The organism is Roseimarinus sediminis, assembly GCF_050433125.1.
GTDB classification, from domain to species: domain Bacteria; phylum Bacteroidota; class Bacteroidia; order Bacteroidales; family Prolixibacteraceae; genus Roseimarinus; species Roseimarinus sediminis.
Genome location: NZ_JBNPXV010000028.1, coordinates 1 through 12,198, shown reverse-complemented (window position 1 = coordinate 12,198; position 12,198 = coordinate 1). Strand labels below are relative to the sequence as shown.

Genomic DNA, 12,198 nt, shown 5'->3' with positions numbered 1-12,198 from the left:
AAAGGCTCACGGGCTTCAACCCCTGCCTGTGCCCGGTGTGCAAAACCGGGAAGATGGTCGTGATCAATGTACTACCAAGAATACGGTCGCCGGGAGCACAGCTCCTAGCCCTAAAAACATCATAAACAGTTATTTGAAATTGCGCATGTAGCGCTTATGGGAAAGCTATGCTCTGATCGTAACAAAAATGGCCTAAAAACCAGAAGATCAAATAGAACGGCAAAGAATAAGTAATTGGTATAGCAACAAAAACTGCGCTCATTCAGCGATCATCGTCCTTCGTACCGAAAAATTTTCTTCCCAAAATCATTCAAAACCTTCATTAAGTACATAGCCCGGGCGAAAATGGATGTAGTTCAACCGGGAACACTCGCTGGGCGCTGCGCGCCGCTCATGTTCCTATTTATTATAAGCTGGTTTTATTAAATTTTATTTTATAATCTTTCAAATCAAGCTCTCCGTATTTGACCTCTACATGTGAATACTCTTTTGAGTTTATTATGCTCTCAATTTTATTGACCATGTTTTCTTTGGCATTCACGCCAATAAAGATTCTTTTGATTGCATTTGAAGGAAAATTAAACAAATAAATCTCTTGATCATTTACGAAGATTGGATCAACGGAGTTTTTCAGATTAAACACTAATCTTAATTCTTTTTCATTTGACCAATGTTGGCTTTTTGTATACAAAATGTGACTTGCCACATGCTCGATAAAGTCATTTTCATTTTTTTTGAAACTTATTAAATCAATGTTTGGTCTTTCCTCTGTGTATTTAATTTCCCTTAAATATCCCAATGAATCATTTTCATTTCTTTTCTTATTAAAGAATTCATTATTAGGGTCAAATTCTATTACAAATCCTTCGTGGTTTTGTGCATAATGAGACCACATTGTAATATTATCATTTGTTTGAGTCAAACTCAGAATGCCAAAATATTTATTCCAACTCTCTTTTAGTTTCGCGGAATAGTTGATCTTTATTTCCTCGGCCGTAGATGATAATAACTTTTTAGTTAGAATCTCAGGATGAATTCCTGGAATTAATTCTAGTCCTTGTTTTATTGTTAATGTGGAAATATAATCGATAATTTCTTGAGGAATTTGATCTCTAAATTCTTCAGGTATATCATTAATTGAAAGTTTTCTATCTCCAATGTCGTTTATAATTGGTCCAATAGAATTATCATAAAATGCAGAAGATTCTATTTCACTCATAAGCTTTGAAATAAATGGTAAGGACTCAAACGGGTCATTCAAATATATAGCTTGAGTAAATCTGATGCTCATATTTTCAAGTACATCAATTCTATCTGGACACAAGTATTTATAAACTTTCATAGGAGCGTTTTTTAACTAGCTTATAACGGTTGGCGGTATGAGTAGTGCGGGATTTCGAAGCACTTACTTATCAAACCGTTGCTATGTTTATTAAATGTACTCATGTTGAATTTACCACATTACCCCGCATTACTTATGACCGCGTGTTGTATGCTGGTGTTTATTGTTCAAAGACAATCTGTTTCAAGTTTTTACAAATCTAATATTTTATCTTATCAATCTGCACTGAACTTGATACGGAGCATTAATTTATTTTGTTTTTTGTGGGAGGGCAAACCCCAAACCGCCCTTAAAGGCGGTAACAAGGCTGGTATTTGTTAGCTCTTTGGCAAGTTTTGGTTTGAGCGTGGCTCGTGTGACTTGCCAATGTGCTAACAAATAGGGCTGATTGGTTAAAAAAATTATGATATTTACATACCTTTAGCTTGTCCCATTATTTTTATTTTCAATTTCTCAAATGTATAATAAATCATAGGTACAATAATCATTGACAAGAACATAGAAACTGTCAAACCTCCAATTAATACCCAACCGATTCCGTTTTTCCATTCAGCTCCGGCACTGGCAGAAACGGCAAGAGGAATAAGCCCAATAATCATTGAAATATTGGTCATAAGAATGGCTCTAAAACGCAATAGTACAGCTTCGAGTATGGCATCCACCAATGCTTTTCCTTCCTTTATTAGGTCGTTGGCAAAGTCGATTACAAGAATGGCATTTTTGGCTACCAGTCCGGCAAGCATAATAATACCCAAAATGGTAAACAAGCTAAGGTTTTCGTTTGCTAATGCCAGTGCAAACAATGCCCCGATAATTGCTAAAGGAATGGTAAACAGCACCACGAAAGGATGCAGCCAGTTATTGTAAAGCAGAACCATAATTAAGTACATAAAAAGAATTGCGGCAATAAATGCAATTGCGAGCGACGCAAACGATTCGCTCATCATTTTCGACATTTTCGAATATTCATGACTTGTACCTTGTGGGAAATTTGCCTGTTCTACTAAATTTTCGAATTGTTCAGTTGCAGTACCTTGCGAAACACCTACCAACTGGCAGGTAATAGTTGCCGACGAGCCGCGGTTATATCTTTCTAAAACGCTTGGACCCAGTCCTTGTTCAATAGTTGCAAATTGCGATAAAGTAACAATGCCTTTGTGAGTTTTAAATTTTAACGATTCTAAATCAGATTTGTCTTTTCGATTAAATTCGTCGAGACGAATGTTGATATCATATTCGTTATCTCCAATCCGGTATTTATTATCGGTGTTCCCGGCAAATGCCAGTTGAATATCTTTTGAAATTTCGCCTATTGTAAGTCCATAATATGCCAGCTTTTCTCTGTCAAAAAATACCTGGTATTCAGGATTACCAAAATTCAGTGAATTTTCTACTTCTGTAGTTCCTTCAATAGAGCGAAGCAAATCGCAAAACATTTCGGAAGCTTTGTAAATACTATCAATATTACTACCTTTTACATAGAATTTTATAGGAATGTCTTCGTTGCCCATAATGTTAACATTGGCAGCACTAACTTTAATGCCGGGCACTGTTTCCTCAATTTTGGCACGTAATGTTCGAGCAATATTTTGTGAACTCATTTCGCGTTCTTCTAAAGGAACAAAAATTACATTAAACTCGGTAAAATAAGGTGTACTATTATCAGTTGCAATAGCGTTTCCTGTTCGTTTACCAATAGTTGTATATAAATTTTCAACTTCAGGTTGTGAAAGGATAAGCTCTTCAACTTGCGAAGTAACTTTTAAATTCTCGTGTATTTTTGTCGATTTTGGCAATTCAATTCTTAAAATAGCATTTCCCCTGTCACCCGATTCCATAAACGAAGTGCCAATAAAACCTGCCGGAATAAGCCAAACGCTAAGAACAAACGCAACAATCACAAAGCCTGTTGTAAGCATTTTGTGGTGTAATGCCCACTTAAGCATATTTGTTATCCAAACAGCAAATTTTTCCAATAGTTTTTCAAAACCATCGAGTACTTTGCTTACGGCATTTTTCTTTGGTGTTTCAATTTTAGCATATCTCGAGGTTAATAAAGGCACAAGTGTAAATGTAAATAGCAAACTAAAAAGCATAGATGCCACAATAACAATTGCATACTCGTGCAAAATTTGACCTGTGATTCCTGTAACCATTGATATTGGAATAAATACAGCTGATAAAACAGCAGTAGTTGAAACAAGTGTAAGACCTATTTCTTTCATGCTGTCTTTTGTGGCATCAAACCTGTTTTTGCCCATTTCCATATGGCGGTGGATGTTTTCGATTATAACAATAGCATCGTCGACTACAGTACCAACAACCAACGAAAGCGAGGTTAAACTAATAAGGTCGAGCGAAAAATCGAGCAGGTACATAACAATGAATGTCCCTATTAATGATGTTGGAATAGTAACCAGAACAAAAAGGGTGTTTCGGTAACTTTTTAAGAACAAAAGCATAATAAGTGAGACAAGGATAATTGCCATCATTAGGTCTTTACCAACAGCATTTGCTGCATTGAGTGTAAATACTGAATTATCGTTGGCAATTGTAAAATCTAATCCGGAATCGGCATAATCTACTTTTAGTTGTTCCAGTTTTTCCTGAACAAGTCGGCTTACATCTACAGCATTGGCTTCTTTTTGTTTTGAAACTTCAATACCAATGGCTTCGACACCATTGATTTTTGCAATTGTTTTTATGTCTGAAATTCCTTCATATACATCGGCAATTTCTTCAAGGTAAATAGCATTGCCGGTATTTGAATACCCTGCCACGGTTTTTCTTAACTGGTCGATAGATTGGTATTTTCCGGATAATCGCACCTTCATTTGAGTTTGTTCGTCTTCAATTTTACCGGCCGGGAATTCTATATTTGAAGCTCCAACAAGTTGAACAACTTGCTTTATAGTAAGGTTAAAAGCATCCAGTTTGTTTTTGTCGATGTTTACCTTAATTTCCTTTTGCATACCGCCAACCATATTCACATTTGCCACTCCTTTAATTTGCGATAAAGTCGGCTGTATTGTCTTATCGATAAGGTCAAAAAAATCGGTATTCGACAAAGCTGATGTTGCACCAATAGTAATAATTGGCAATTCACTTAAATCAATTGCCGAAACAGATGGTTCGTAAATGTCTTTTGGCAGTGTCCGACGGATTTTGTCAAGTTTTGCTTTTACATCTTGTAAGGCATCCTTGGGGGCAATATCCATACTCATCATAAGTCTTACACTTGAAACACCTTCCATTGAAGCTGAAATTATTTCATCGATTCCTTCAACTTGTGCCAGTGCATTTTCGAGTGGAATGGTTACTGATTTTTCGATATCGCTTGCACCTGCACCTGGATACACTGTAGTTACAACAACTACCGGCGCACTAATATCGGGAATCAATTCATACTTTAGTTTTGTACCTAAAAACAATCCTGCCAATAAGGTTATTATGAGCAGAACTAGTGGAATTGTTGGTCGCTTGATTGATATATCTGATATATTCATATTTTCAAAATTTTAAACTCGTGTCCAAATAACTTCTTTTTTAATAAATCCATATTTCATAAAAATCTTTATTTGATTAGTATTATGAAATTTGGTCATGCAGTCAAGTGTTTTTCCTTTAGCTGTTAAAATGCCACTTTCATACTGTTTTAATTTAGAATTATAGGTCAGGTCTTTAATGATAACATCCCCTATATTCACATCTTTGTCAGCATCTTTAGCTTTCCACACTACTTTTGCATTGTATTGGCCATTTGTTTGATAGAATTCAACCTTCATTTTTTTGTTTGCAGTAAGATATGTGCCAACTATGTTTTCTTGTTGAGAATATGCGGTCACAACTAAAAACAATGATATTATTATTGTACTTATCGTCTTCTTCATGCTAGATATTTTTTAATCTATAATTTTTACTTTCGCCGATTCGTAAAGGTTAATGGTTCCCGATACTACATAAATCTGGTTTAGATTTAAACCATCGATGATTTCAACACTGCTACCCAATGTTTTATTTATTTTAACCTCTTGTTCTACCAGCTCATTGTTTTCAACAATATACATCGAAGCATTTTGCAAGGAACCCGAAATAGCATTTCTGTCAACAATAATTGCTTTGGGCTGAGTTTTTTCGATAGTTGCTTCTGCAAACATTCCTGCTTTCAGATAGTTGTTTTCGTCAATAGAAATTTCAATGGCAAACCGACTGTTTGACAGTGCTTTTTCAGCGATATTTGTAATGCTTCCCGTAAAACAGTTGTTTGGATACTCATCTACTTTTAAAGTAACAATATCTCCGCTTTCTATTGACAAAACATCCTTGCTATTAACCTCAGTGGTAATAATCAGATTGTTTTTACTAATAATGTTGCACAGTTTAACACTTCCCGAAATAAGCATTCCTTCTTCGTAATAGCTATCGTTAATAAAACCCGATACAGGAGAAGTAACTTTAGTGTCGTTGAGCATTTTTGTAATTCTTGCAAGCTCAGCTTTCGATTGTGTATATTTTAAAGTAATATCTTCGAGATTTTTTTGAGTTACAGCATTGTTTTCAACCAACTTTTTCATTCTTTCGTAGTCAAGTTTGCTGTGCTCGTAATTTGTTTTTGCAAGTTCGTATTGCTCTTTCAATACTGAATTATCTATTTCAAGAATAGTTTCGCCTTTGTTTACCCAGCTGCCTTTTTCCTTGTATATTTTAATAATTCGTCCTTGTGTTTCGGCAAAAAGAAACAAATCGGTTTTATTTTTTATTGCTCCTGACATCTCGATATTTTGGATGTAATTTGCAGCCTTTACCGTGTCAACTTTTACAGGTATGGCAGTTGCTTTCACATTAGCAAGTTCCGCTTCTGCTTTATTATTTGTCTTGTTTGCTTGTAGTTTCCAACAAATTGCTGTTATTACTACTGCCACTATTACTAAGTATAAAATTGTTTTTAATATCTTTTTCATATGATTAAATTTTTTTGTTTTCTAATGTATCATATGGAACTCGTCACGCTTTGGCGTGACTCGTTTCATCTTATATAGATTTTATTTATTTGTTAAAGTATTTAAGTTGCTATTCGATTTCAACACGTCGAGCTCTGCCATAAAAAGTTCTAATAAGCTTTTTGTGTAGCTTAATTTGGCATTGCTTAAGTCTGAGGTTGAGATTAATAATTCGGTTAGAGGTAGTAACCCTTCTTCGTATTTAAGTGATGAAACTTTATAGATATCGTCGGTTTGTTTTATGTTGTCGAACTGAATTTCACAGTTTTCTTTTTGTGTATAATATTTTTTTAATGCTTGTTGTCGTTCGTGATTATCGTTTTGAGTTGCTAGTTCAATGTTCTTTTCTGTAATTTGATAACTGAGTTTCGATTGTTGCACTTTTGCTTTGTTTCTACCACCCGAAAAAATTGGTATTGTCATTTTAAGACCAATAAGTGATATATTATTCCAATCGTCAAGTTTGAATAAATCGCCAAAATCGTTTTGTTGAACATTATAGGCATACGAAGCATAAAGCGATGTAGTTGGACGGTATGCGGTTTTTGATTTTTTTATTTGAAGGTTTTCTATTTCGAGTTGCTTTTCAAGAATTAAAATGTCGGTTTTTTTTACAGAATCGACCAATCCTATTTCTCGATTGTTTTGATTTGATTTAATATTTAAATTTGGCTTAACGAACTGATAATCATCATTTCCTATTAGTAGTTTTATTCTGTTTTCCTGCTCAAATAACGATGTTTCAATAATATTAATTTGTTTTTCCAAATCGTTGATTTTTACAACTATTCGGTTTGTATCGGTTGGTAAAGCCATATCGCTATTTACAAGATTTGCAGCAATTCGTTTGTTTTCTTCTAATATTTCAATATTTTCTTCAATAATTTTTAAACTCTCCCAAGTTGCTAAATAACAATAGTATAGGTAACTAACTTGATAAATTACATCTTCTTCGGTCTTAATTTTTAAAAGTTTATATAGCTCTGTTGATTCTTTTGCCGTTTTTAAATCGGTAAGCAAAGCTTGATTTGGTATCAGATATGAGGCATTAATTCCGACATCTCCATTGTATGGTCTTCCCATATGTGCTTCAATGTCGCTGGGAGCTCCAATCATTTCTCCGGGAAATATCACTGTGGGCAGTTCAAAATAATCTTTCACGTCAACAGAACCCGATAATTGAGGAAGTGTGTAGGATTTTACTTGTTTAACTTGTTGCTCGCTTTTTGCAATATCTAATTCTGCTTTTTGGATTTCGCAATTATTCTCAAGTGCCAACCGGAGTAGTTCTTTATGTACATCATCTACTTGTGAAAAAAGTACACTTGAAAACAGTAGCACATTAATCAATATTAAAAACAATTTCTTCATGCTTCTCACTTTTTAAAATTTATTGAGCACAAAGAAACTGCAATACAATAGTAACTACGACCTAACTATAAAGGACATACTATTTACAAGTCCGACCTTCAAAGGGGCGACGAGTAAAGTGCAGATATGTAGTAGGTTAGGAGGTAAAGTTGGAGGGGTGTATTTTTACGAAGATTCCCCGGGAGCTAGCTCTTTTCTGTATTCTGAAGGTGTTTTTCCTGTAAATTTTTTGAAGAAAGTGTTGAATGACGACTTGGAATTGAACCCGGCTTCAAATGCAATAGCTATAATACTCCAATTTTTATATTTTTCTTCTTTAAACAAATGAATTACTTCGTTGGCACGAAACTCATTCACGAATGTATAAAGGTTTTTGTTCAATTGTTCATTTAAAACTTGGGTAATATAATGTTGTGGTATTCCAATATGTCGCGATATTTCATTTAAGTTTACTTCGGGATTTAGCCACAGTTTTTCTTCTTGCATCAACTTTGTTAACATTTTAGCATATTTATCGGCATCGCTTTTTTTCAATCCCGACTTTTGATACGATTCTGTTGGCTTATTATCTTCTGTTTCTTCTTTTTGAGCTAAAAGTTTGGGCTGAACATAACCCCGAAAACTTATTGTATAAATAAAAAATGTATAAACAGGTATTAGGATATTCGACATCCTGAAATCAATTTCAAAAGCTTTATTGAGACCATTTATTATTATAGCTAAAAAATAGTATGAGTAAAAAATCAGTACTAAAGTCCATACCCATTTTAAACTTACATTGGTATTATGGAAAGAATATAAATCATCGACTGTTTTACGATATTTATTCAAAAGATGAATGGTATAGTAACCATATAAGGTGAAAATTGCTATCGAAACAACACCAAACATAATAAGTAGCAATCCTACATTGCCATTTGAGTATAATAAATTCGAAAAATTAGGATTGTAATAGGATAGGAACAAAACATAAAAACTGATAAATACAAAAGGTAAAAAATGAAATAAATCGATTGATTTGAATTTGCTAACCCCTGATATCAAATATTTAACGTACAAATATAAAAATGATGGAAACGACAAAGTAATTATTGCTCCACGGCCAATTAAATCGAATTCAAAGTGGTCTTGAAAATTGATATTGATTAGTTTCATTACAAAAGAACACATAACAAAAAATAACCAAGCTGAAAGCAACTTATCGGTTATGTTTAGTGGTCGTTTGGTAACAACAATTATTATGGCAGCAAACAAGGTTTGTGCAATATTTATATGTAGAAAAGCGTCTAACAAAACATTTGAATTTTATATAAAAATATACTTAATCTAAAAGCAACAAAGATGAGAAATATTTTTTAAAACCGGATAATCATAAAAATGTTGAATTGTTATCAAATTATCATTGGTGCGTTGGCAAAAAAAACAGCTCTTTTGCAAACTTTGATTTGCAGAGCTGGCTTGCTACGGTTTGCAAATGTGTTGTTTTGTGGGCGGGGTTTCCTTTTTCTTTGTGTGGGGGGAGAAAAAAACAAAATAAATTCCCCTCAAACTGCACCGCCCTGTCAACGGAGCACCAATCCAATCAATCCGTTTTTTGTAATTATTTCAATCTTTTTTATTGTATTAATGTATCGTATCGGTTTTACACTTGCATACAACGGTTTATGTAAGTGGAGTGCGGGATTGAAAGTGATGAACTTTCAATTACGCACGGAGCCAATTCGTTTATTCAATATTTCATTTTTTCCGTCAATCGTCAAAGACGAATTGGCGGTGTTACAACGAAGAACTGCGGTTGAAATACCCACAGAAACCCGCATTACATTTACATTTTGTTACCAGCTGGCTTTTTCTAATTCAACTGGTTCTACAAGAAATCCTTGTCGACGTAATTGCTCAATCAAACCACATTTTCTGATTAGATGCATAAATCCAACAACGACAAACGCATTGTTTTCATGCAATAATTCAGGTAGTTGTTCCATCCACGCATTATTCCGTTCTTCTATAAGCATATTGTCTTTACACTCTGTCTCAAATTGGTAGGGAAGTTTAAAGTTCTTATACCATTTTGAAAAATTACAATTCTTTTTGTCGATTTTTTTCCCTGAAACCTGAGCTATCCAATAACAAATATTTTCCTTTTCTTTTTCCCAAGGAGGCTTAGGTTCTTTTTCTAGGAGTTCGAGTTGCTGACTATAAGTTTCAAGTCCAAAGCATTTTATTTCTTTCTGTTTTGCTAAGTGTATTAGGTATAAATCAAAATGATTCCATTTGTCAGTAGGTTTTACATTGCCACATTTAGTTTTTCCAAATTCTCTAATCAGAACTACCCTGAGTTCATGTGGTTCTAATTTTGTATAATCAGTTTCCCAGTTTTCCGTAATTATTTCCAGTTGTTTAAAATATCGTTTAGGTATTTTATCTCCAATGTTATTGTCGTAATCCCGACTGTTAATAATTACAGAGGGCATAATAGTGTCAACCGATTCAAATATGGCTAAATCCGAATTATAAAGATTTTCTCTTATTTCTGGGATAGAGTCAATGAACGAATTTCCCATATCGTGGTATGAACCAAGCAAAAAAGATTGTTTATCATTAATCGTATCAGTTATTCGCCACAATATTGTGTTTTGAGCAAAACCATTTACATTGATTAGGATAATTACAAAAAATATTAACTTTTTCATTTCATTTTTCGGTTTTTGCACGGGCTGTTTAAGCTTCCGACTAACGTCAAATTTAAAGTCTACTAAATCAAGTAGTTGTAAATCCGAGTTGTTGGGGTTCAATTTCAAATTTAGTTATTTGTTTTTTAATTCTTTTTACCAATCCCAGTCTTCTTTTTTCGTCTAGAAACAGGTATTGAGTAGGTGGATTATAGTTTTGTCCATTAACAAGCATGTTCCAAATAATAATTGCAAGTTTTCTGGCGGTTGCATTTATTGCAGTTGGTCGTCCTTTTTTATAGTTGATCCTTCTAAAGAAATCTGAAAGATGTCCTTCTTTTTGGTTTCCAATTGCATTGGCGGCATTTCGTAAGGCTATTTTCAATCTGCTACTCCCTTTGGGTATGTGGTGACTCAAAACCTTTCCACCACTAATTTTATTATTAGGAGCCAGCCTGAGCCATGCTGTAAATTGTTTTCCTGAAGGAAACTTTTTAATTCCCTCCAGTCCTATTTCACTAATTAGCGCCATTATTGTTGCATCATTAACACCTTCAATATCCATGAGATCGACACCTTCAAAATACTTGTAAGCGATTTGGTTCATATCAGTACCTCTTATGGTATTCTTATTTTTTCGCTTATATGATTTCTTGTTGGCAACATGCTGTTTCTTGTTGTTGTCTTGGTCTATTATATCTTCGAGCAGTTTTTTTATTTGGGCATCAACCTCATCTATTTGTTTTTGGATATGCAAATAGGTTTCCCATTCTTGCTTTAGAGCAAACATGTAATCTGCCCTTCCATTATACTGTAACGCTTTGGCTATTTCTTCTTCGGGCTTTCGACAATTGTAATGACGAAACTGCGCGAGGTTTTTCCCACTTGTTTCTCCTGCAAGAAAAGCAGTTATGATTTTGGTTCCTGTCAACCCAACAACATCGTTGACAACAACATCCAATCGCATATTCATTAATCGAAGATATTTTTGAACTTTTAAAACTGTTTGTCCGGTTTGTTTTATCAGGTTCTGTCGGTGCCTTGAATAAGTCCTTATTATTTCAGTGGTACTATCAGGAAGAAAACTATGGCTCAGTAATCCTAAGCAGTGAAGTTTTTGTATCCATTGGCAATCTTTAATATCTGTCTTTTTTCCTTTCACATTTTTGGTTTGTCTGCCATTAACCAGTATCACTTCAAAACCTGCGGCTGTTAAGGCACTAAATAAAGTTTGCCAATAGGTTCCGGTACTTTCCATGGCGATTGAGGTAATTTCATTCTCCGACAACCATCGACAGAGATCTCTATGGTCTTCACTATAAACACCAAATTCTCTAATGTCTTGGGCATCCTGACCAATGGCAACCCAATGGCTTTTGCATCCTACATCAATCCCTGCTGCATTGGGGTTGACAACTTCTAGACTCATTTGCTTTTTTCCCATATCTTAAATGTTTAAAATGTAAAAAAGCTCCATGGAATGTAACTCTTAAACTTTGAAAATATTCCGATCGGGATCTCCGAATACACGGAGTCGCCATTAAACTCTAACCCAAGTCAGTAAAAATGAATCACTAACTCTTTACATTCAGACCCTGATTGCGCTCGGGTTTTAAAACACCATTGCTAAAACCGGCCTTCACTCGGAGCTCTACACTAAGATAAGTACGTTAGCAGAAAAACTCAACTGTTTTACGACCAGTACGGAGATTGCTGGTAACGGCAGTCTGTCTAAAAACCAACTACAGTTCTTAAAAATTGGCGGTTTTTTAGCCACCTTATGCCGCCATTGCAAAATAGTTATAAATATTTG

Annotated in this window: 8 protein-coding genes; all 8 read right to left on the bottom strand. The window is 34.4% G+C overall.

The window, feature by feature from the left end; genetic code table 11:
- Positions 1 to 406: 406 nt before the first annotated feature.
- The 8 genes from FHS86_RS18885 to FHS86_RS18850 all read right to left on the bottom strand — a co-directional run bounded on the left by FHS86_RS18885 (position 407) and on the right by FHS86_RS18850 (position 11,829).
- Positions 407 to 1,342 carry a DUF2971 domain-containing protein gene (locus tag FHS86_RS18885; RefSeq protein ID WP_429417560.1) on the bottom strand — a complete coding sequence of 312 codons (936 nt, stop codon included), beginning with the start codon at positions 1,340 to 1,342 and terminating at the stop codon, positions 407 to 409.
- A gap of 410 nt (positions 1,343 to 1,752) precedes the next feature.
- The gene (locus tag FHS86_RS18880; protein WP_107823869.1) at positions 1,753 to 4,848 is read right to left on the bottom strand and encodes an efflux RND transporter permease subunit; all 3,096 of its coding nucleotides are present in this window, start codon (positions 4,846 to 4,848) and stop codon (positions 1,753 to 1,755) included.
- 12 nt (positions 4,849 to 4,860) lie between these two features.
- On the bottom strand, positions 4,861 to 5,232 hold the full coding sequence (locus FHS86_RS18875) for a DUF2147 domain-containing protein (protein ID WP_107823870.1): 372 nt from the start codon (positions 5,230 to 5,232) through the stop codon (positions 4,861 to 4,863).
- Positions 5,233 to 5,244: 12 nt separating this feature from the next.
- On the bottom strand, positions 5,245 to 6,303 hold the full coding sequence (locus FHS86_RS18870) for an efflux RND transporter periplasmic adaptor subunit (RefSeq protein ID WP_429417556.1): 1,059 nt from the start codon (positions 6,301 to 6,303) through the stop codon (positions 5,245 to 5,247).
- Positions 6,304 to 6,384: 81 nt separating this feature from the next.
- Positions 6,385 to 7,713 (bottom strand): TolC family protein, encoded by a 1,329-nt coding sequence (locus tag FHS86_RS18865; protein ID WP_429417553.1) that lies wholly within the window; start codon positions 7,711 to 7,713, stop codon positions 6,385 to 6,387.
- A 165-nt stretch (positions 7,714 to 7,878) separates the two neighbouring features.
- Entirely contained in the window at positions 7,879 to 9,006 is a 1,128-nt protein-coding gene (locus FHS86_RS18860; protein WP_429417550.1) for a helix-turn-helix domain-containing protein, read from the bottom strand.
- 542 nt (positions 9,007 to 9,548) lie between these two features.
- The gene (locus FHS86_RS18855) at positions 9,549 to 10,406 is read right to left on the bottom strand and encodes a TraB/GumN family protein (protein WP_429417548.1); all 858 of its coding nucleotides are present in this window, start codon (positions 10,404 to 10,406) and stop codon (positions 9,549 to 9,551) included.
- 67 nt (positions 10,407 to 10,473) lie between these two features.
- Entirely contained in the window at positions 10,474 to 11,829 is a 1,356-nt protein-coding gene (locus FHS86_RS18850) for an IS110 family RNA-guided transposase (protein WP_429417545.1), read from the bottom strand.
- Positions 11,830 to 12,198: the final 369 nt, after the last annotated feature.

Bases quoted from the DNA above. Each gene is read 5' to 3' on its own strand.
- FHS86_RS18880 (WP_107823869.1), bottom strand. From the start codon at position 4,848: ATGAATATATCAGATATATCAATCAAGCGACCAACAATTCCACTAGTT.
- FHS86_RS18850 (WP_429417545.1), bottom strand. From the start codon at position 11,829: ATGGGAAAAAAGCAAATGAGTCTAGAAGTTGTCAACCCCAATGCAGCA.
- FHS86_RS18870 (WP_429417556.1), bottom strand. From the start codon at position 6,303: ATGAAAAAGATATTAAAAACAATTTTATACTTAGTAATAGTGGCAGTA.
- FHS86_RS18875 (WP_107823870.1), bottom strand. From the start codon at position 5,232: ATGAAGAAGACGATAAGTACAATAATAATATCATTGTTTTTAGTTGTG.
- FHS86_RS18865 (WP_429417553.1), bottom strand. From the start codon at position 7,713: ATGAAGAAATTGTTTTTAATATTGATTAATGTGCTACTGTTTTCAAGT.
- FHS86_RS18855 (WP_429417548.1), bottom strand. From the start codon at position 10,406: ATGAAAAAGTTAATATTTTTTGTAATTATCCTAATCAATGTAAATGGT.
- FHS86_RS18885 (WP_429417560.1), bottom strand. From the start codon at position 1,342: ATGAAAGTTTATAAATACTTGTGTCCAGATAGAATTGATGTACTTGAA.